This is a genomic window from Streptomyces sp. NPDC005195 (assembly GCF_040608315.1).
GTDB lineage: Bacteria > Actinomycetota > Actinomycetes > Streptomycetales > Streptomycetaceae > Streptomyces > Streptomyces kaempferi.
Map to the genome: position 1 here is coordinate 57072 of NZ_JBEXHZ010000015.1, position 19233 is coordinate 76304.

General features: G+C 70.4%; 20 protein-coding genes and 1 pseudogene. 8 read left to right on the forward strand and 13 right to left on the reverse strand.

Going from position 1 to position 19233, the window contains the following annotated elements; genetic code table 11:
* Positions 1-164: 164 nt before the first annotated feature.
* From ABZV34_RS18240 to ABZV34_RS18250, 3 genes are all read left to right on the forward strand, one after another.
* Positions 165-812: an ATP-binding protein gene (locus ABZV34_RS18240; RefSeq protein ID WP_356277115.1), complete on the forward strand. Its 648-nt coding sequence runs from the start codon at positions 165-167 to the stop codon at positions 810-812.
* Positions 803-1255: a hypothetical protein gene (locus ABZV34_RS18245; protein ID WP_356277118.1), complete on the forward strand. Its 453-nt coding sequence runs from the start codon at positions 803-805 to the stop codon at positions 1253-1255. The genes ABZV34_RS18240 and ABZV34_RS18245 overlap by 10 nt, the downstream gene beginning before the upstream one ends.
* 515 nt (positions 1256-1770) lie before the next feature.
* Positions 1771-3633: an ABC transporter ATP-binding protein gene (locus tag ABZV34_RS18250; RefSeq protein ID WP_356277121.1), complete on the forward strand. Its 1863-nt coding sequence runs from the start codon at positions 1771-1773 to the stop codon at positions 3631-3633.
* Positions 3634-3647: 14 nt separating this feature from the next.
* Here ABZV34_RS18250 and ABZV34_RS18255 read toward each other — a convergent pair whose 3' ends face one another.
* From ABZV34_RS18255 to ABZV34_RS18275, 5 genes are all read right to left on the reverse strand, one after another.
* Positions 3648-3821 (reverse strand): hypothetical protein, encoded by a 174-nt coding sequence (locus ABZV34_RS18255; RefSeq protein ID WP_153291178.1) that lies wholly within the window; start codon positions 3819-3821, stop codon positions 3648-3650.
* A 213-nt stretch (positions 3822-4034) separates the two neighbouring features.
* Positions 4035-4721: a DUF899 domain-containing protein gene (locus tag ABZV34_RS18260; protein ID WP_356277124.1), complete on the reverse strand. Its 687-nt coding sequence runs from the start codon at positions 4719-4721 to the stop codon at positions 4035-4037.
* Positions 4722-5389: 668 nt separating this feature from the next.
* Positions 5390-6121, reverse strand: a complete 732-nt coding sequence (locus ABZV34_RS18265; RefSeq protein WP_153291175.1) for a hypothetical protein — start codon at positions 6119-6121, stop codon at positions 5390-5392.
* 41 nt (positions 6122-6162) lie between these two features.
* Positions 6163-6387, reverse strand: a complete 225-nt coding sequence (locus tag ABZV34_RS18270) for a DUF397 domain-containing protein (RefSeq protein ID WP_356277127.1) — start codon at positions 6385-6387, stop codon at positions 6163-6165.
* Complete coding sequence (locus ABZV34_RS18275; RefSeq protein WP_356277130.1) at positions 6384-7214, reverse strand: helix-turn-helix transcriptional regulator; 831 nt, start codon at positions 7212-7214, stop codon at positions 6384-6386. Before ABZV34_RS18275 ends, ABZV34_RS18270 begins: the two co-directional genes overlap by 4 nt.
* A 237-nt stretch (positions 7215-7451) precedes the next feature.
* Between ABZV34_RS18275 and ABZV34_RS18280 the strand changes: the two genes are divergently transcribed.
* Positions 7452-7853 carry an ATP-binding protein gene (locus ABZV34_RS18280; protein WP_356277133.1) on the forward strand — a complete coding sequence of 134 codons (402 nt, stop codon included), beginning with the start codon at positions 7452-7454 and terminating at the stop codon, positions 7851-7853.
* Between the two features lie 524 nt (positions 7854-8377).
* Here ABZV34_RS18280 and ABZV34_RS18285 read toward each other — a convergent pair.
* On the reverse strand, positions 8378-9091 hold the full coding sequence (locus ABZV34_RS18285; protein WP_356277336.1) for a uracil-DNA glycosylase: 714 nt from the start codon (positions 9089-9091) through the stop codon (positions 8378-8380).
* A 209-nt stretch (positions 9092-9300) separates the two neighbouring features.
* Here ABZV34_RS18285 and ABZV34_RS18290 point away from each other — a divergent pair, with 209 nt between their 5' ends.
* On the forward strand, positions 9301-9795 hold the full coding sequence (locus ABZV34_RS18290; protein ID WP_356277136.1) for an RNA-binding S4 domain-containing protein: 495 nt from the start codon (positions 9301-9303) through the stop codon (positions 9793-9795).
* A gap of 193 nt (positions 9796-9988) precedes the next feature.
* On the opposite strand, the gene ABZV34_RS18295 is transcribed toward ABZV34_RS18290, so the two are convergent.
* From ABZV34_RS18295 to ABZV34_RS18305, 3 genes and pseudogenes are all read right to left on the reverse strand, one after another.
* Entirely contained in the window at positions 9989-10447 is a 459-nt protein-coding gene (locus ABZV34_RS18295) for a DoxX family protein (RefSeq protein WP_356277138.1), read from the reverse strand.
* 127 nt (positions 10448-10574) lie between these two features.
* A pseudogene (locus ABZV34_RS18300) lies at positions 10575-10676 on the reverse strand (SAM-dependent methyltransferase); the annotation flags it as partial.
* 106 nt (positions 10677-10782) lie between these two features.
* Positions 10783-11787 carry an acyltransferase domain-containing protein gene (locus ABZV34_RS18305; RefSeq protein ID WP_356277141.1) on the reverse strand — a complete coding sequence of 335 codons (1005 nt, stop codon included), beginning with the start codon at positions 11785-11787 and terminating at the stop codon, positions 10783-10785.
* A gap of 100 nt (positions 11788-11887) precedes the next feature.
* On the opposite strand from ABZV34_RS18305, the gene ABZV34_RS18310 reads away from it, so the two are divergent.
* The gene (locus tag ABZV34_RS18310) at positions 11888-12151 is read left to right on the forward strand and encodes a DUF6343 family protein (protein ID WP_356277144.1); all 264 of its coding nucleotides are present in this window, start codon (positions 11888-11890) and stop codon (positions 12149-12151) included.
* A gap of 72 nt (positions 12152-12223) precedes the next feature.
* Here ABZV34_RS18310 and ABZV34_RS18315 read toward each other — a convergent pair whose 3' ends face one another.
* The 3 genes from ABZV34_RS18315 to ABZV34_RS18325 all read right to left on the reverse strand — a co-directional run bounded on the left by ABZV34_RS18315 (position 12224) and on the right by ABZV34_RS18325 (position 14371).
* Positions 12224-12604, reverse strand: coding sequence for a tetratricopeptide repeat protein (locus tag ABZV34_RS18315; RefSeq protein WP_356277147.1), 381 nt, complete (start codon positions 12602-12604; stop codon positions 12224-12226).
* A 50-nt stretch (positions 12605-12654) separates the two neighbouring features.
* Positions 12655-13263, reverse strand: coding sequence for a dephospho-CoA kinase (coaE, locus tag ABZV34_RS18320; protein ID WP_356277150.1), 609 nt, complete (start codon positions 13261-13263; stop codon positions 12655-12657).
* Between the two features lie 169 nt (positions 13264-13432).
* Positions 13433-14371: a PAC2 family protein gene (locus ABZV34_RS18325; RefSeq protein WP_356277153.1), complete on the reverse strand. Its 939-nt coding sequence runs from the start codon at positions 14369-14371 to the stop codon at positions 13433-13435.
* A 1055-nt stretch (positions 14372-15426) separates the two neighbouring features.
* Between ABZV34_RS18325 and ABZV34_RS18330 the strand changes: the two genes are divergently transcribed.
* The gene (locus ABZV34_RS18330; protein ID WP_356277155.1) at positions 15427-16389 is read left to right on the forward strand and encodes a right-handed parallel beta-helix repeat-containing protein; all 963 of its coding nucleotides are present in this window, start codon (positions 15427-15429) and stop codon (positions 16387-16389) included.
* Positions 16390-16482: 93 nt separating this feature from the next.
* On the opposite strand, the gene rpsA is transcribed toward ABZV34_RS18330, so the two are convergent.
* A complete protein-coding gene (gene rpsA / locus ABZV34_RS18335) occupies positions 16483-17982 on the reverse strand; it encodes a 30S ribosomal protein S1 (protein ID WP_356277157.1) in 1500 nt (499 codons plus the stop codon).
* 336 nt (positions 17983-18318) lie between these two features.
* Between rpsA and ABZV34_RS18340 the strand changes: the two genes are divergently transcribed.
* Positions 18319-19188 (forward strand): class I SAM-dependent methyltransferase, encoded by an 870-nt coding sequence (locus ABZV34_RS18340; RefSeq protein WP_356277160.1) that lies wholly within the window; start codon positions 18319-18321, stop codon positions 19186-19188.
* Positions 19189-19233: the final 45 nt, after the last annotated feature.

Here is a 19233-nt window from a genome sequence, read left to right on the forward strand (position 1 = left end):
AGAACGGGCGGCGCCGTCCCGGGTTTCGTCCGTCTTCTTCGACGATCCCAACTGGCGCCGCTCGGCGTGCTGTTGCCTGCAGTGTGCCACGGCCCTTCTCGGAGTCACACGGCACTCTGCATTTTTCAGAGTGACACTTGCCAAGTGTCCACGGCGGGGCGATAGTGGCAGGCGTGACTCCGTCCGCGCCTTTAGGAACAGACACCGCCGTAGACCGTTCCGGTCTCCGTGCCATCGCAGGGCTGCGCTCGCGCGCGGCCCGCGGGCGCCGGTTCCGCTTCGAGCTGGCCGCACACCCGGCTTCCGTCGCTCAGGCGCGGCATCTGACGCGTGCCCGGCTCGCCGGCTGGGCCATGTCCGACGACACCTGTGACACGGCTGTCCTCGTCGTGTCCGAGCTGGTCACCAATGCCATCCTGCACAGCGCGAGCCGGCGGGTGGTGTGCGAACTGCACGACAACGACGACCTGGTGCGGATAGCCGTACGGGACGAGGGCCGCGCTCCGGGCGAGCCGCACCCCTCGCCGCAGCGTCCCGACGAGGAGCACGGCCGGGGCCTGCCGCTCGTCGCGGCCGTGTGCCGGGCCTGGGGCGCGCAGGACACCGGGCCGGGACTGCTGGTCTGGGCGGACCTTCCACGCTGCCCCTCGACGGGCGCCGAATCGGCCCGGTCCGACCTCGGCTGGACCGCGAAGAAGCCGGCGTCCGAAGGGCGGGGCACCGGGACCGAATCGTCGCGGGGCACGGGAACCGAAGCATCGTGGGGCACCGGGACGGAATCGTCCCGGTGCACGGGAACCGAATGGCTGTGAGGGGTACGTCAGCCGCAGGACCCGCCGCTGGGGTCCTGGGCCTGGACACACTGGTCCGCCTGAAGCGCGCGCGGGCCGCGTCCGGAGCCGTCAGACGTCTCCCCGTACCCGAGGGAATGGCCGTGCCGCTGGGGTGCGACGCGGTGGCCGTACCCGCCCCGTTCGGTCCTCTGCTGCTGTCGCGGCTGCCCCGCGTGGGTTGTGTGTACGCCGACAGGGCGCAGTGGTGGTGGCTCGTGCCCTCCGAGTCCGATGTGGCCCTGGACTGGCCCGCGCCCGCCCACTACGCCACCGGCGCGGTCGTACCGGACGCGCCGCTCGCTCCCGGACTCATCCACAGACCGCACGGCACCCTGCCGTACACCCCTCCGATCCCGCTCTATCTGGCCCTGTGCCGGATCACGGGGACGACCCCCGTCTGGTCGCGCCCGATCAGCGTGTAGACCGCCGCGGCCGGGGGCTTCCGGGCGGGTCCGAAGTGCGCCGGTCGCCACCCGCGCCCCGTCGCCGCGGTGCGTGAAGGGCGGCGTTCCTGGGGAGGGCACCGTTCGTCCGTACCCGGGGGAGGCCCATGGTGGGGAGTTCGGCAGGGGAGCCGGTGCAGAGGACGACGCACACATCGGCGCCCGAAGCAGCACAGGAAGCGGAACGGAAAGCGGAAGGAGAAGCGCCACCCGACTCGGCACGGGAAGCACCGTCCGAATCCGCGCGGAAGCCATCACCCGACTCGGCACGGAGGCCACCGCCGGACTCGGCGCATAAGCCACCGCCCGACTCGGCACAGGAGGAGCCGCCCGACTCGGCACGGGGACGCGCGCCGGGGACGGAGCCCGGGTCGACGTCGGAGCCGGACCACGGGGAGGCTCGGCGAGCGGCGCCGAAGAAGAGGCGCGACCACGAAAAGACAGCGCCCTCCGCGTCGGAACACCTGCTCTTCGGCGGCCCCTTGCGCTACGACATGGGATGGTCCCAGCACTCCGACGCGTTCCTGGAGTTGAACTTCCGCGCGATGGTGACCCGGCTGCCGGCGCTGCTCGCCTCCAGTTTCCGGCTCGCCTGGACGGCGGACCGCCGCGCCGCCCGTATCGTGCTCGTCGCCGAGCTGGCCCGGGGCGCGGCGCAGGCGGTGAGCCTGCTGGCCGTCAACAGCGTGCTGGGCAGGCTGATGACGAACGGCCCGGTCCAGGACCGGTTGCGCGGAGCCCTACCGGCGCTGGTCACGGTCGCCGTGGTGATGCTGCTGTCCGCGCTGCTGCGGGCGGCCTCCACCTACGCCACCGGACGTCTGGAACCCAAGGTGGAGCGGGTGGCGACCGAGCTCTATCTGGAACGCGCCGCGGCCGTGGAGCTGTCCGCGATCGAGGACGACGCCTTCCACAAACTTCTGGACACCGCGCAGTACGGCGCCTCGTCGGCCCGGCGCATGATCGCGATCGCCACCCGCGTCGTGAACGCGATGATCTCCCTGACCGCGGCCGCGGGCGTGCTGACCGTGCTGCACCCCGCCCTGCTCCCGCTGCTCGTGACGATGACTCTGCCGAGCGCCTGGAGCTCCCTGACCATCGCCCGCCGCCGCTACGAGTCCTTCCACACCTGGGTGCAGCACGCGCGCGCCGGGCATCTGATCAGCAACCTGCTGACCGAGCCCGAGGCGGCTCCGGAGATCCGCGTGCACGGGGTCGGCCCGTTCCTGCTGCGTCACTTCCGCTCGATGTCGGAGACCGCGGAGGCGGAACAGGCCCGGCTGGCCCGCCTCTCCGCCCGTACCGGCCTCATCGCGGCGGCCTGGACGGGGCTGGCCACGGTGGCGACGTACGCGACGCTCGGCGCGCTGCTGGTCACCGGTGCGATGGCGCTCTCGGTGGCGGGGACGGCCGTGCTCGCGATCCGCACCGGCTCCGCGAGCCTCGACACCCTCGTCCTCGAGGTCAACTCCCTGCACGAGGAGGCCCTGTTCGTAGGTGACCTGCAGCGTCTGTACGTCGAAGCGGCCGAGCGCGCGATCCCGGTGGGCGGCGATCCGCTCCCCGAGGATCCGAGCGAGATCCGCTTCGAGAACGTCACGTTCACCTATCCGGGCGCGTCGACCCGGCCCGCGCTCGTGGATGTCACCCTCCGGCTGCCGCTGGGCAGGATCGTGGCGCTCGTCGGCGAGAACGGATCGGGCAAGACGACCCTGGTGAAACTGCTCGCGGGCCTCTACGCGCCCGAGCGGGGCCGGATCCTGTGGGACGACGTCGACGTGGTGACCGTCGACCGGCAGCAACTGGCCGGGCGCATCGCGATGGTGGCCCAGGACTTCAAGCGGTGGCCGTTCACGGCCCGCGTCAACGTCGCGGTCGGACGGGCCTCGGCCCCGCTGACCGACGAGCGCGTCGCCTCGTCGGTCGCGGAGGCCGGCGCCGAGGACGTGGTCGCCGACCTGCCCCGCGGCCTGGACACGCTCCTCGCCCGGGGATTCAGCGGCGGACACGAGCTGTCGGGCGGGCAGTGGCAGCGTCTGGGCATCGCGCGGGCCGCGTACCGCCGCGGCCGCATCCTGATCGTGGACGAGCCGACCGCGGCCCTCGACGCGCGGGCCGAACTGGAGGTGTTCGAGAAGATCCGGGCGCTGGCGGGCACCGGGCAGACGGTCATCCTCATCACCCACCGGCTGGCCTCGGTCCGCCACGCCGATCTTGTACACGTACTCGAACAGGGCCGTCTCGTGGAGTCCGGCAGCCCCGACGAACTGCTCGCCTCGGGCGGCGTCTACGCCGAGCTGTACTCGCTGCAGGCGGAGCAGTTCACCTCGAAGCTGCCCGCCCCGAAGGCGGGTTGATCCGGCGCGGAACGCTACTCGACGAGTTCCCCGCCGCGCACGATCACCAGGAACGCGTCCGAGGCGAGGTCCATGACGACCTCCGCGGCCTGACCCTCCAGGCGGCACGCGTGCGCGAACTCCTCGGCGGGCCACGAACCGCGTGGTCCGCCGGCGGGAAAGCGCTCCAGCACCATTCGCCCGTTCACCCTGTACCTCCATGCAGCGCTGTACTTCAAAAGTTGAGCGACTCATAGAGTTAAACGCCAGGGGCGGGGTGAAGGGCTCGCCCAGTGACGGTACTGAGACGTAGCCGACACGAGTTCACCGCTTGCTGTGAGGGAACTCTCCTTCCACGCGTGTTTCCTGTCCGTTCTCGTACGCGACCCGATCTCGTACCCGGCTCAGTCCTCGTCCCCGGCTCAGTCCTCGTACTCGTCGTGGTAGCGGATCCGCTCGCTGCCCGCAGGCGCCCCGAGCGCGGACGCCCGTCCCGCGGGCTCCTCCCACTCCTCCTGCCGTCCGAGTGCGGTGAGATCCAGCAGGGTGGTCGTGGAGCCGAGCCCGTCGAGGCCGCGCTCGTACGTCGAGTACGTGTGGAACACCCGGTCGCGCTCCCGCAGGAAACAGCTCATCCCCGGCCGCTCGTAGGGCTCGTCGCCCCCGAAGGACGCCTGGAAGTCGTAGGTGAAGTCGCTCTCGCGGGACGAGTACCAGGGCAGGGTCCAGCCCATACGGGCCTTGAACGGCAGGATCTTCGTGTACGGCGCCCGGGAGACGGCGGCGAACTCGGTGCCGCGGGCCCGCAGATGCGCGAGATGCCCGATCTGGTCGAGGAAGGCCGAGCAGCTGCGACAGCCCGCGTCCCACTCCGGGGCGAACATGAAGTGGTAGACCACGAGTTGGTGGCGCCCCGCGAAGAGGTCGAGCAGCGTCGCCTTCCCGTCGCCGCTCTCGAACACGTACTCCTTGTCGATCTCGACCATGGGCAGGCCGCGCCGCGCCGCCGCCAGCGCGTCCCGCGCGCGCGTAGCCGCCTTCTCCTTGACCAGCAGTTCCTCGCGCGCGGTGTGCCACTCCTCGCGCGAGACGATCCGCGGAAGCGTCATGTGTCCCTCCTACCGAACGGTGCCTTCGGTGTGGTGACCGGACGCGGGGACGGAACTCATCGGCGCATCACCAAGTTCTTTCGACCGACTCGCGCGCCATCCCTCCGACAGCCGCGTCGGGCCGTCGCAGGGACGGTGTTCAGCCCGCGAGCGGCGCGGTGGCGGGGCGCCGCCCGTCCGGGCGTTTTTTACGAACGCGACTCCGCTCGCGGTGACGGGAAACAGATCGGGGAGCGTACCCGGGAAAGAGAAGCGGGTCCGAGGGCGTAGCCGGCCCCCGGACCCTGTGATGCCGCCCATGTCACACGCCGGCACGCTTGAGGACCCAGGTCAGTCGTTATGTCGCCGCGTCCTGCCTTTGGACCACCACGCATCGAGCTGCGCGGGCTGGACTTGAACCAGCATCTCGACGTACTGGGGCCTGGGCCCGGTCGATCCGGCGATCGGCGGCGAATGCTGAGTCTGGAGCAAGAGTCTGAGATTCATCACGGTCTGCCTCTGCCGATTTGGGCTACCGCGGCGCGTGGGCACTGTGGGGAGTGCCGTTGGGTGCCGCGGGGAGGGCTCGAACCTCCACTGGAACCGTGCGTTCACGACAAGCTTCAGGTTCAGCTTGCGCTCCTCGCGCGCCCCGGCCGTGGTGCGTCGTGGCCGGGGAGATTCAGAGGCTACCCGAACAGGTAGCCGAAAACGGAGTCCCCGACGCGCTGGTCGACGACATCCACGCCGTTCGCCTCCTCGCGGGCGAACTTGACGGCCTGCTGCAACTTCTCGACGCGGTCGAGGAGTTCGTTCACGCGCCGGGCGGGCAGGGCGCCGGAGAACTTCACGGTCGTCCAGTACCCGACGGGGATGTCCTCGTAGTACACCTCGACCTGCGCGGGGTGCTTCTCGGTGGCCTCGGCCTTCACATGGTTGCGCGGGACCTTCTTCGTGCGCAGGGTGCGGACGGGCTCGGTCTTCCACGCGTCGGTGGAGGGGTCCTGCACCCAGGACTCGGAGGCGTCGAGTACCGGCAGCTTCCTGACGAAGGTGTTGATGTCGGTGAGCTGCTTCTCCAGGAACAACAGGTAGGAGACGGGTACGTCGGCGACGAGCACCCGGCCGTCCACCTTCACGTCCGCCCGCGCCGCGCAGTTGGCCCAGTCCTTGGTGGCGGTCACATCGAACAGCCGCGTGAGCGTCCCCGCGGTGTCCCGGAGCACGTCCTCGGCCTGCACCTGCACCCGCGTGGACTCGGGCGGCAACTGCTCGCCCTCCTCGTCCTTCGGCTGGTAGGTCCGGGAGATACCGGCCAGCAACGCGGGCTTCTGCAGCCCGTGATGGGCCGCCGTCAGGTCCTGATGCGACTTGGACTTGACGCCCTTCTCCACTGCGATGATCTGATTGAGTTTCGCCACGTCGGTGACGGTAGCAGTGACAACGGGGCCTTTTCGAAGGGTTATTCGACGCCGCGTTCCCGGATCCCGGTCGCGAAGCCTATGAACTCCGTCCAGGCGGTGGGTGCGAGGCTCAGCGCGGGGCCGGTTCTGCGCTTCGAGTCGCGGACGTAGAGAACTCCGATCTCAGCAGCCACCTCCACGCACTGACCTCCGTCACCGGCGCTGTAGCTGCTCTTGAACCAAGCCAGGTCAACTTTCTCCGGCCCGACCGCTTCCCCGCTCATCTCTCTCCCAACAGTCTTTCGATCAATGCGAGCGATTCTGTCGGGGTGAGGGCCTGCGCGCGAAGAATTCCGTACGCGGACTCAAGCATCCTGACCTTGCCGCGGTCCGTGTGGACGCGGCTGTCACCTTGCACCTCCGTGTAGGCGATCCTGCGCTCGTCCCTGGTCTCCATCAAGGTAAACGGGCCGGCCAGTCCCGCATGTTCCAGGCGGGAGAGCGGCATCACCTGTACCTCGACATTTCGCCTCTCTCCGGCCAGCAGGAGCTGTTCCAACTGCCCCCGCCGGACGGCGTCCCCACCGAGCGGACGCATGAGTACAGCCTCCTCGATCACGAAGCTCAGGTTCGGCGCCGGACGACGCGCAAAGATCTCCTGGCGCGCCAGTCGCGCAAGGACACGCTCTTCGATGACCTGCTCCTCCAGCAGAGGCCGCCACATGGCGAACACGGCCCGCGCGTACTCCTCTGTCTGTAAAAGGCCGTTGACCAGGTGCGTGTCATACACATGCAGCTCGACCGCCTCCGCCTCCAACCTGGCCGCATCCCTGAAGAACGCCGGATACTGCGCCCGAGCCACCTCCCCCTTCCCCGCTTTCAGCACGCCGCCCGCGTCCAGCACTTCGTCGGCGGTGTCGATGAATCTCGCCGGGGGAATCCGCCGACCCTGCTCGAACGAGGCGACCGTCGACGCCGAGTACCCCGTCCGTGCCCCCAACTCGGTCCGGTCCAGACCCGCCCGTTCCCGGCACAGCTTCAGCTGACGCCCGAACACATGCAGGATGCCTGTCCCGAACTCGTACTCCCCCTCGGCCTGCTGCTCCTCCACGTCCGGCACCCTCCGTACGTACCACCGCATTCGCTCCCGCGACCAACGCGCCGCAGGGAAGGCCGGTCACGCCTCGCTCCACGTACAACCGCGGACCCGTCACGTACAAGCGGCAGCGGTCGGCGCGCCATGCCTGTTCAAAGCTACGCACGCGCCACGACCGTTGACGTCATGAAGCCCACAACTCCCCTACAAGGGCATATGCCGCAACGCCTCGCGTGCGTACACGAGTTCGCCATGCGATTCACTTCCACCCCACGCGGCGCACGACTCGCCCGCCGTCTCGTCTCCCACCGTCTGCATGCGTGGGGCCATCCCTACGCCTCACCGGCCAACGAGACGGTCACCCTCATCACGGCGGAGCTCACCGCGAACGCCGTCCGCCATGGTCACGTGCCCGGACGCGACGTCGGTCTCCGCCTCACGCAGACCGGAGGCGCGCTCCGGGTCGAAGTCACCGACACCCGCGCCGAGAAGCTCCCGAACCGGGGAACACCGTGCCCAGTCGGCGAGTCGGGCCGCGGCCTCCTCCTCGTCGACGTCCTCGCCGACACCTGGGGTGTCGCCCCGCGCCAAAGCACCCCCGGCAAGACGGTGTGGGCCGAACTGCGCCTCCCCGCGCCGGGGGCCACGGCGTGAACACGGCACGGGGAGGCTGCTCGGGTGGTGTCAGGAGGCGGGCTTGTCGGTCGAGGAGGACTCCTTGCCCTTCCCGTTCGGCTGATGCGTGAAGAAGGCCAGGTGCCACACCCCCTTCTCCTGTGTGAACAGTGAAGGTGTCGTGCAGGGACCTACCCGCGTCGCCCACGGCGAGAAGGCGGGCCGATCCGGTGTCAGGACCCATGTCGTAGTCGATCCGGACGCCCTTGATCTTCCATTCCCGTCCGCCCCTGATCGGCTTCGACGGCATGGCGCGCCCCGTCCGAGGATGCCGATCGGGAGGGCCCCGCCTCGCTGTCGTGGGCCGAGCAGCCGGTGGCGACGGTCAGGGCGGCCAGGACGGCCAGGAGTCGTCGACGTTCCACAGCGCGCTCCTTGTCCATCTGCGTTTTCTCCTGTGGGGGTGGCGGCCTGTCACGTGCGGTGGGCGAACCACTGGGCCTGAGGGTGGTCCGACAGGAGCTCGCTGAGACTTTTGTCGTGCGTGTCGCCGGTGTGATACGTCAGTCCGGCGTTCCCAGCCCCGCCGCCGAGGCCGCCGTGCGCAGCACCTCCCGCAACATGGCGGGGGTCAGCCGTCCGGTGAACGTGTTCCGTTGGCTGACATGGAAACATCCGAAGAGGTCGAGCCGCCCGGGTGACGTGAGGGTGACCCGCGTTCCGTGCGCGAACGCCGGGCGGGGGCGCGGCACCTCCCAGCCCGCCTGGGCGAATGCGGGGAGCGCGGCCTGCCAGCCGAAGGCGCCGAGGATGACGACCGCGCGGAGGGAGGGCCGCAGCAGTTCCAGTTCGCGCACCAGCCAGGGCCGGCAGGTGTCCCGCTCCTCGGGGGTGGGCTTGTTGGCGGGCGGGGCGCAGCGCACCGGCGAGGTGATCCGTACGCCGTGCAGGGACAGTCCGTCGTCCGCGCTCACGGCCGTCCCCTGGGAGGCCAGTCCCACCTCGTGCAGCGCCGCGTAGAGCACGTCGCCCGAGCGGTCGCCCGTGAACATGCGGCCGGTCCGGTTGGCGCCGTGCGCGGCGGGCGCCAGACCGACGATCAGCAGGGACGCGTCGGGCGGCCCGAAACCCGGGACGGGACGGCCCCAGTACGTCTGGTCGGCGAAGGCGGCACGTCTGGTGCGGGCCACCTCCTCACGCCACTCCACCAGCCGCGGACAGGCCCGGCACCCGGTGATCCGCCCGTCCAGTTCCGCCAGGTCGGCCAGGTCGGCCAGGTCCGCCGATGCTGTGGGATCGGCCGGGCCGACGCGACCTGCCGGGCCCTCGAGGCCGCCGCGGCCTGTGAAACCGGTGAGATCGCCGCTGCCCGGGTGGCCTCTGTCCATGTACCCACCGTACGACCGGGCGGCAGCGCCCCCCGCCGCCCGAGGGGGCGCCCAACGGAAATGCGGCCCGGCCGGGCGACGTCTTCTAGAGTCGGGGCATGGCTTCTGAGGGTGCGGACGTCGAGCGGGACGACGAGAAGAAGAACACGGACGACGGCGCGACGGCTTCCGGCGACACGGCGGCCGCCGCCGTGGCCGCGCGTCCGGCGGGCGGCGAGAGCGTCCGCGTCGACAGTTGGATCTGGTCGGTACGTCTGGTCAAGACCCGCTCGATGGGCGCGACCGCGTGCCGGGGCGGTCATGTGCGGGTGAACGGCGAGCGCGTCAAACCCGCGTACGCGGTGCGCGTGGGCGACGAGGTCCGCCTGCGGCACGACGGCCGGGAGCGGATCGTCGTGGTGAAGCGCGTGATCCGCAAGCGGGTCGGGCCGCCCGTCGCGGCCGAGTGCTTCGTGGACAACAGTCCGCCGCCGCCTCCGCGCGAGGCCGTCGCCCCGGCGGGTGTCCGCGACCGGGGCGCGGGGCGCCCCACCAAGCGGGACCGTCGCGACATGGAACGCCTCCGGGGCCTCGGCGGTCCCGAGGCGCCCTGACGCCCGGACGTCACGGGTCCCGGCCCCCTGGGGAGCGGGGCCGGTCTCGCAACGGCCGCCGGCTACCCGCGACCGGGCGCCGGACGTCAGTCGCCGGACGCCGGACGTAAGTCGTACGAGTGGCCGGTCCCCGTCCCTCACGTCGTCGAGGGCTCCCCGACCACGGCGGGGAGCCCTCGACGTGGTGCAGCGGTCACGCCCGTCGTCGTACCAGTCGGACCAGCTCGGCGTTGTGACTCCTGCGTGCCCACGCGATCAGCGCGAGCGGCAGGATCAGGATGAGCGGGGTCGCCACGTACGGTCCGTGCAGCACCGTGATGTTCACGATGAAGGCGCCGACCATCAGCGCGCTGAGCGCCACCGCCGCCACCGAGGACAGCAGCGGGATCAACAGGGCGACACCACCCGCGAGTTCCAGCGTGCCGATGAGGTACATGCCCGTGCTGCCCCAGCCGAGCTTGTCGAAGGACTCGGCCGCCGACGGGTGCGCGATGAGCTTGGGCAGGGCGCTCGCGAACACGTAGAAGAGACCGAGCACGATCTGCAGGGCGCCCAGTGTGATCCGCGCGCCCCGGGCGCGCGGGACGCGGGAGCGTGACGGGTCGGCGGAGGTGGACGCGGCCGGGGTGGCGGGGACGGTGGTGTCGGACATGAGGTCTCCTGTGCGCAGCGGTACGGGGTGCTGTCGCAGGGATAGACCGGGCGGGTATCCGGAACTCATCGCCGTGGAGCGGGACCGACCGGCCCACCGGCTCTGCCACCCCGCGGCGGGCGCCGCCTCAGGCCCTCACCGCCCGTACCCGCACGCCGTCCTCCGTCAGATACCGCTCCACCCGCAGCCCAGCCTCCCCCGACGCCTCCTCGAACCGCTCCCGCGTCAGCCGTCCGGTGTGATCGCGCCGGGTCCGGTCCCCTGGTGCCCTTCACGCATTTCCGTGCTCATACCCGTCCAACGAGCAGCCCTCATCGCCTCGTTCCTGCGTCCCCTCATCCGTTCGAGGGAGTTTGCAGCGCGAACCAGCCGTGCCCTACGTACCAGTGCCCGCCGCCCCGCAGGTGGTCCCCCACCGCCCGCTCCACCGCGCTCCGTCCCGGCAGGTCCCGGACCGGCAGCTCGGGATCGCCGAAGACGAACCCGACCGGCACCCCGTCGTCCGGGGTCGTCTCCTGGTAGGCGCCGCGGAAACGTTCCTGGAAGCGCATGATGTTCGAGTCCGCCGACAGGTACCGCCCGAGCTGCGGGTCCAGCAGCCAGGAGTGGCACTCCGCCACCTCGTAGCGCTCGTCGGGGTAGTGCCGGGCGAAGAACTCCCGTGCCAGGGCGAGCGACCGCTCGCAGGCGGCGGGCGACAGCGGTCCGCGGAAGTCGGCTATGTGCACGCTCAGGCAGGGATCGCCCGGTCCGGAGCCGAGGCCCGCCGCCGCGACGGCACGGCCGGTGCGCTGCCCGAGCCGGGCCCGCTGGAACTGCAGCCGGCCCAGCTGGAACAGCTCACCGTGGAAGTGCAGGGCGATCCACCAGGGGAACAGCAGACCCGGCGTGCCGAGCCGTCTGCTGTGCACCGCCACCTGCCGGCCGAGGTCGGCGAGGGTGCGCCGGGACACGTCGTCCGGGATGCCGCGACCATGGTGGTAGGCGCGGACGTACGGGAGCGCCGCGACGAAGACGTACAGGTGGAAGCAGCGCCCGAGGGACCCCGTCGAGGCGGGGAACGCGGGCGGCTCCCATCCCTTTCCGATCTCCCCCATGTCCCGTACGAAGCGGGCGACGCACCGCGTGAGCAGCGTCATCGCCTCCCGGTCCGCGGCGAGCCGGGAGCGTAGTGCGACGAACTCGTTGACGTGTTCGTGGGCCACGGACAGGTCGAGCAGGATGTCCGCCAGCTCGTCCGCGTCCGGAAGCACCGCCTCCGTCCGGGGCTCGGCCTCGCTCTCCAGGTCCCTCAGCCACTCGGCGAGCCTCGCGTCCGCCCGCAGCGCCTCCAGCAGCACTGTCGCCTCCCCCGTCGGTCCGGCCCTCGTCCCTTTGGTGAACGTGCACGACGAGAGTACGTTTTTCAGTGGGAATGGTGGTCCGGGAACGGTGATCCCCATGCGTACAGGCAGTGAACCGACGACAGCGCGCAGTGCCCTGCGGATGCGCTTCTGGCTGACTGCGTGGGGTCTGGTCTGGGCGATCTTCGGAACGACCGCGTTCGCGCTGGCCGGACGGCCCGGGTGGGCCGCCGCCTGCGGCGCGCTGTGGCTCGTGGCCACCGTGGACATGACCATGATCCTGTGGCACATCCATCAAGGCCCGCACTACCAGCCGAGCCGTGACATCCCGCCGTACCGGCCGCCGGAACACCACCAGTAGGGCCTCCCGCCACCCGTGGGCGGCGGCGGTCCGAGGGCTGGCCCGTACTCCCCGGTGGATCACGGGACGGCCTCAGGAGTCGAAGCGCGCGGCTTCCAGGTACTGCGGATTCGGATCGAGCGCCGCCGCCAGTCTGAAGTGCCGCTTGGCCTGCTCGGGGCGGAGCTGGCGCTCGTAGGTGCGGGCGAGCGCGAAGTGCGCGAACGCGTTGTCCGGCTCGCGCTCCAGCACGATCGTGAACTCCAGCTCGGCGGGCCGCAGTTGCGCGGCGGCGAAGAAGGCACGCGCGCGCAGCAGGCGGGCCGCCGTGTTCTCCGGGTGCGCGGCGATCACCGGGTCGAGCAGCTTCACCGCGCCCCGTGGGTCGCGCGCGGCGAGCAACTGCTCGGCGGCACGGAAGTCGATGACATGCGTCTCCGGAGTACGTCCGGTCGGTCCGCTGATCTCGGGCACGGCTCACTCCTTCCCTTACTTCATGCGTCCAACGCCCCGGACGCGGGCCGCTATTCCTCGCGGGCGTGCGCTCGGCGCACGAGATCCGCCCATACCTCGCCCACGCGCCGCTCGAGCTCTTCCAGGGGTACGTCGTTGTCGATGACGACGTCGGCGATCGCGAGGCGCTGTGCGCGGGTGGCCTGGGCGGCCATCCGGGCGCGGGCGTCCGCATCGGTCATCTTGCGCAGCCGCACCAGCCGGTCGAGCTGGGTCGCGGGGGCGGCGTCCACGACGATCACGAGGTCGTACAGCGCCGCGAGGGAGTTCTCGGCGAGGAGGGGGACGTCGTGGACGACCACGGAGCCGGGCGCGGCGGCACTCTCCAGGGCGCGGGAGCGAGCCCCCACCAGGGGGTGCACGATCGAATTCAGGACCGCGAGTTTCCCGGGGTCGGCGAAGACGATCGAGCCCAGTCCGGGACGGTCCAGACTGCCGTCCGGTGCGAGCACCTCCGTACCGAAGGCCTCGACGACGGCCGCGAGCCCGGGAGTTCCGGGTTCGACGACCTCCCGCGCGATGCGGTCCGCGTCGACCAGGACCGCGCCGTGCTCGACGAGGAGCCGCGACACCTCGCTCTTGCCGGCGCCGATACCGCCGGTCAGGCCCACCTTCAACATGCCGGAAAGCCTAGGGCCTGCCCCTGACAGCCACCGGCGCGGCCCCCACGCGCCGAGGCCGCCCCTGGTCGAGGGCGGTGCGGCGGTCCGGCGCGGTGCCGGGCCGTGCCGGACCCTTCCCACCGGTCGGGAGCGGCCCGCGGATCCGGTGCGAGGGGTCCGGCACGGCCTACGAGTCGCCTTCGCGTTCCGCGAGGAAGCGCTCGAACTCCAGCCCGATCTCGTCCGCCGACGGGATCTCCACCGGCTCCGCCAGCATGTTGCCCCGCGTCTCCGCGCCCGCCGCAGCGTCGTACTGGTGCTCAAGGCCCTGGACGAGGGAGACGAGTTCCTCGTCGCCCTCCTGGACCTGCCGGTCGATCTCGGTCTGGGTGCGGTGCGCCTCGTTGCGCAGCGAGTGCGCGATGCCGGGGAGCACCAGGCCCGTGGCGCCCGTGATGGCCTCCAGGACGGTCAGTGCGGCGTCCGGGTAGGGGGAGCGGGCGATGTAGTGCGGGACGTGCGCGGCGACGCCCAGCACGTCGTGTCCGGCCTCCATGAGGCGGTACTCGACGAGGGCCTCGGCGCTGCCGGGAACCTGCGCCTCGTCGAAGGGGCTGCGGTGGCCGGGCACCAGGTCGGTGCGGTTGCCGTGCGGTGTGAGGCCCACGGGGCGGGTGTGCGGAACGCCCATGGGGATGCCGTGGAAGTTCACCGCCAGCCGGACGCCGAGCCGCTCCACGATCTGCTCGACGGCGGCGGCGAAACGCTCCCACTCGACGTCCGGCTCGGGGCCGGAAAGCAGCAGGAAGGGCGCGCCCGTGGCGTCCTGGACGAGCCGCACGTCGAGCGCGGGCTCGTCGTAGTCCGTCCACCGGTCGTGCTTGAACGTCAGCAGCGGGCGGCGTGCCCGGTAGTCCACCAGCCGGTCGTGGTCGAACCGGGCCACGACCTGGTGGGGCAGCGAGTCGAGCAGCCGGTCGACGATCTGGTCGCCCGTTTCACCCGCGTCGATGTATCCGTCGAAGTGGTAGAGCATGACCAGTCCGGCCGACTCCTGGGCGAGCGCCATGTCCACCACGGCCAGGCCCTTCGGCTCCCATGCGTACAAACCCTGCGGATCAAGCACTGTGACCGCTCCTCCTCGTGTTCCTAGTCCACAACGTGGTGCGGAGCACAGGCATTCCCGTCCCGCGCTGCGCCCCACTGTCCCGTCGCTTCTGCCCGTCCGCCACGAGCGGCCGGGTCCCCCGCGGTGACGGGACCGAGGGCGCGGTGACGGGACCGAGGGCGGAAGCCACGGGCACGGCACGCACGCGCGTGTCGCGAGAACTCCACGCGCGCGTGGAACGTTACGACGACAGCACGCGCGCGTGGAGCGAGGTGACGGCGTCGCGGGCGGAGGTGAAGGCGCCGTGCTGCCAGGCGTCGGTGTAGCTGGGCCAGTCGCCCGCGAAGTGGACGCGTCCGGCGGGCCGGATCAGGGGCGCGCAGCGGGGGTCGTCCGGTCCGCCCGGGGGTGTCGTGCCAGGCGCGGCCTTCAGGTGGGGTGTCTGGCGTCAGTGGTGGGAGAAGGGCAAGGAGGGGTGCCAGATGTGGGTGACGTCCTGGTCGGTCTCGGTGATGCCGCCGTAGACGCGGTGGTCGTGCTCCCCCCAGCCTGAGCGGTATTTCGAGGCCGATCCTGCCCGCGGACCGCGGGGTGATCGCCTCCAGGGCGCTCTGGACGCCGCGTTCGTGTTCGTGAACACCTCGACGGGGAAGCCGAGTTCGCGGCCCGGTGAGCGTGAAATCGTCCGGCTTCGGTGCGCGGCAGGGCTGTTCACGCTGAGCGGCCCGCGCGGTGGGCGCGCGGCCGAGGGCTCCCATGGTGGCGACCATCGCGCCCCGCCGCCGGTCAGACCGACCGTGCGCAAGAACGCACGCCGGCTCGACGCGCTCGATCACTCCTGATGCTGTCACGCCTTCGGCTCCCCTCTCGATCTTGAACGACCGGGGGGATCCGGGCAACGGCCGGTCACCGCCCTGCGGTTACTCGTGTATCCGCCCCGATTCCCTCCCCGCACACCGGCCTGGTACGGACCTTGACGCGAACCCATGACCCCCTTACGTTCATATGGGCGCCCGAAGTTCATGTACAAGAACGAAAAGTCTTCTGCGGACCGACGGGAAGGTCACCCCCACATGCGTATCCGACGTACGCTCCTCCTCCCCCTGCTCGGCACGGCACTGGCCACGGGCGGGGTGCTGACGTCAGCGCCCACCGCGGCCGCGGCCCAGACCATCGAGGTCGCCACGGCCGCCCAGCTGAAGTCGGCGCTGACCTCCGCCGCGCCCGGCGACACCATCCACCTCGCGGACGGCGCGTACACCGGCAACTTCAAGACGACGACCGCCGCGGGCTCCGGCTCCCGTATCACCCTCACCGGCTCCTCGAAGGCCGTCCTCACGGCGGGCGGCGGTTACGGGCTGCACCTCAACGGCGCCTCGTACTGGACGGTCCGGGGCATCACCGTCACCGGCGGCCAGAAGGGCATCATGATCGACTCGGCGAAGGGCGTCGTCGTCGACTCGGTCACCGTCCACGGGCTCGACATGGAGGGCGTCCACTTCCGCAACTCCAGCACGGACGGCGCGATCAGGAACTCGAAGATCTACGACACCGGCAACGACGGCCGCGGCATGGGCGAGGGCGTCTACGTCGGCACGGCCGGCGGGACCTCGGACAAGAGCGACCGCGTCGAGATCAGCGGCAACACCATCGGCCCGGACGTGGGCGGCGAGAACGTCGACATCAAAGAGGGCACCACGGGTGCGCGCATCACCGGCAACACCTTCGACGGCAGTGGCCTGACCGGCGCCAACTTCGACGACTCCTGGGTCGACGTGAAGGGCAACGACGTCCTCGTCCAGAACAACAGGGGCACCGCCACCACGAACGACGGCTACGAGACCCACACCCAGCAGTCGGGCTGGGGCTGCGGCACGGTGTTCCGCGGCAACACCTCGGATCTGCGGGGCGCGTCGGGCGACAAGCAGCTGGCGGTCAACGTCACGAACTACAGCTCCTCGTGCAGGACCACCGTGTACGCGTCGAACGCGGTGACGGGCGGCAAGGGGCTCACCAACATCACGGTGACGCCCTGACCCGACCCGGAAGATCGGACCCCCCATGGAAGTGGGCCCGCACCGAATCGGTGCGGGCCCACTTCTTTCAGCTACTGCCTAGCGGGGAGCCTTTCAGCTCTGGCCGCCGGCCAGCTTCTCGCGCAGGGCAGCCAGGGCCTCGTCCGACGCCAGGGCGCCGGAGGTGTCGTCCGACTCCGAGGAGTACGAACCGCCACCGGAGGCGGCCGGAGCCGCGGTGGAGGTGCTGGCACCCTCGGCCTCGGCCTGGGCGTCCGCCTCGCGGGACTTGATGACCTGAGCCTGGTGCTGCTCGAAGCGCGTCTGCGCCTCGGCGTACTGCGTCTCCCACACCTCACGCTGGGATTCGAAGCCCTCGAGCCAGTCGTTGGTCTCGGGGTCGAAGCCCTCGGGGTAGATGTAGTTGCCCTGGTCGTCGTACGACGCGGCCATGCCGTACAGGGTCGGGTCGAACTCGACCGAGGCCGGGTCGGCACCGAAGGCCTCGTTGGCCTGCTTCAGCGAGAGGCTGATGCGGCGGCGCTCGAGGTCGATGTCGATGACCTTGACGAAGATCTCGTCGTTGACCTGGACGACCTGCTCCGGGATCTCCACGTGGCGCTCGGCCAGCTCGGAGATGTGGACCAGACCCTCGATGCCCTCGTCCACGCGGACGAACGCACCGAACGGAACGAGCTTCGTGACCTTACCCGGGACGACCTGACCGATCTGGTGCGTCCGGGCGAACTGCTGCCACGGGTCTTCCTGCGTCGCCTTGAGCGACAGGGAGACACGCTCGCGGTCCATGTCGACGTCGAGAACCTCGACGGTGACTTCCTGGCCGACCTCGACAACCTCGGAGGGGTGGTCGATGTGCTTCCAGGAGAGCTCGGAGACGTGCACCAGACCGTCGACGCCACCCAGGTCCACGAAGGCACCGAAGTTGACGATCGAGGAGACGACGCCGGAACGGACCTGACCCTTCTGGAGGGTGGTGAGGAACGTCTGGCGGACCTCGGACTGGGTCTGCTCCAGCCAGGCACGGCGGGACAGGACCACGTTGTTGCGGTTCTTGTCCAGCTCGATGATCTTGGCCTCGAGCTCCTTGCCCACGTAGGGCTGGAGGTCGCGGACACGGCGCATCTCGACGAGGGAGGCCGGCAGGAAGCCACGGAGGCCGATGTCGAGGATGAGACCACCCTTGACGACCTCGATGACGGTACCGGTGACGATGCCGTCCTCTTCCTTGATCTTCTCGATGGTGCCCCAGGCGCGCTCGTACTGGGCGCGCTTCTTCGAGAGGATCAGGCGGCCTTCCTTGTCCTCCTTCTGGAGAACAAGGGCTTCGATCTCGTCACCGACGGCGACGACCTCATGGGGGTCGACGTCGTGCTTGATCGAGAGCTCGCGGCTCGGGATGACACCTTCGGTCTTATAACCGATGTCGAGCAGGACCTCGTCCCGGTCGACCTTCACGATGACGCCGTCGACGATGTCGCCGTCGTTGAAGTACTTGATCGTCTCGTCGATCGCGGCGAGGAAGGCTTCCTCGTTACCGATGTCGTTGACCGCTACCTGCGGCGTGGTAGAGGTGGTCTCGGTGCTGCTCGTCATGTGGGAAAGGGCTCCGGTACGGACAGAGAGTCGTAGGTACTGCTTGCGCCGGGAGCCCGTTTCGCTCTGCATAAGGCCGGACAGCCAAGGAAGCGCACAGATCGGATCGTGTTCTTCCGAACACCACCGGTGGCGCCTCGAAAACCGAGGGGACATACATACAGATGCGAGCGCAGCCTGCTACGTCTGAGGTGCGCAGGCCCGCAGCGCAACTTGTAGCATACGGGGGCAGCCGGGCAGGGTCAATGCGCGAAGGCGCACACCCGGGGCGGATCGCCTCATTCCCGGCACAAGACCTGTCTCATGAGGCCACGCGGGCCCTGGTCGGCCCCTGCCGTGACACCCCCGAGTCGGGTCGAAGGGCCGAGCCCGCAGATTAATACGAGGGAGCCGATCATCCAAGAGCCCGAGCAGTCCGAGTCCGAAGCCACCCGACGCGACGCGGACGTCACGGAGAGTTCCCGCGCCAATCGCGGCTGGTGGGACCGGAACGCGGACGACTACCAGATCGAGCACGGCACGTTCCTCGGCGACGACCGCTTCGTGTGGGGCCCCGAAGGCCTCGACGAGGTGGAGGCCGAGCTGCTCGGCCCGCCGGAGGACCTCAAGGGGAAGGACGTCCTGGAGATCGGCGCCGGCGCGGCCCAGTGCTCGCGCTGGCTGGCGGCCCAGGGAGCCCGCCCGGTCGCCCTGGACCTCTCCCACCGCCAGCTCCAGCACGCGCTGCGCATCGGCGGCTCCGTGCCGCTGGTGGAGGCCGACGCGGGCGCGCTGCCCTTCGCGGACGGCTCCTTCGACCTCGCGTGCTCCGCGTACGGGGCGCTGCCGTTCGTCGCCGACCCCGTGCGGGTGCTGCGCGAGGTGCACCGCGTCCTGCGCCCCGGCGGCCGCTTCGTCTTCTCCGTGACGCATCCGCTCCGCTGGGCGTTCCCGGACGAACCGGGTCCGGAAGGGCTGTCGGTCTCCGCCTCGTACTTCGACCGCACTCCCTACGTCGAGCAGGACGACGAGGGCAGTGCGGTGTACGTCGAACACCACAGGACGGTGGGCGACCGGGTGCGTGACGTGGTGGCCGGGGGCTTCCGCCTCCTGGACCTCGTCGAGCCGGAGTGGCCCGCCTGGAACACCCAGGAGTGGGGCGGCTGGTCCCCGCTGCGCGGGAACCTGATCCCGGGGACCGCGATCTTCGTGTGTCTGCGGGACTGACGCCGCCCCTCACCGTTCGCTCCCGCCTCCCCCGTTCACAGGGGT

Coding starts and splice junctions, on each gene's coding strand:
- ABZV34_RS18245 (WP_356277118.1), top strand. CDS start 803: ATGGCTGTGAGGGGTACGTCAGCCGCAGGACCCGCCGCTGGGGTCCTG.
- ABZV34_RS18250 (WP_356277121.1), top strand. CDS start 1,771: ATGGGATGGTCCCAGCACTCCGACGCGTTCCTGGAGTTGAACTTCCGC.
- ABZV34_RS18260 (WP_356277124.1), bottom strand. CDS start 4,721: ATGACGCTTCCGCGGATCGTCTCGCGCGAGGAGTGGCACACCGCGCGC.
- ABZV34_RS18270 (WP_356277127.1), bottom strand. CDS start 6,387: ATGAGCGGGGAAGCGGTCGGGCCGGAGAAAGTTGACCTGGCTTGGTTC.
- ABZV34_RS18280 (WP_356277133.1), top strand. CDS start 7,452: ATGCGATTCACTTCCACCCCACGCGGCGCACGACTCGCCCGCCGTCTC.
- ABZV34_RS18290 (WP_356277136.1), top strand. CDS start 9,301: ATGGCTTCTGAGGGTGCGGACGTCGAGCGGGACGACGAGAAGAAGAAC.
- ABZV34_RS18295 (WP_356277138.1), bottom strand. CDS start 10,447: ATGTCCGACACCACCGTCCCCGCCACCCCGGCCGCGTCCACCTCCGCC.
- ABZV34_RS18310 (WP_356277144.1), top strand. CDS start 11,888: ATGCGTACAGGCAGTGAACCGACGACAGCGCGCAGTGCCCTGCGGATG.
- coaE (WP_356277150.1), bottom strand. CDS start 13,263: ATGTTGAAGGTGGGCCTGACCGGCGGTATCGGCGCCGGCAAGAGCGAG.
- ABZV34_RS18330 (WP_356277155.1), top strand. CDS start 15,427: ATGCGTATCCGACGTACGCTCCTCCTCCCCCTGCTCGGCACGGCACTG.
- rpsA (WP_356277157.1), bottom strand. CDS start 17,982: ATGACGAGCAGCACCGAGACCACCTCTACCACGCCGCAGGTAGCGGTC.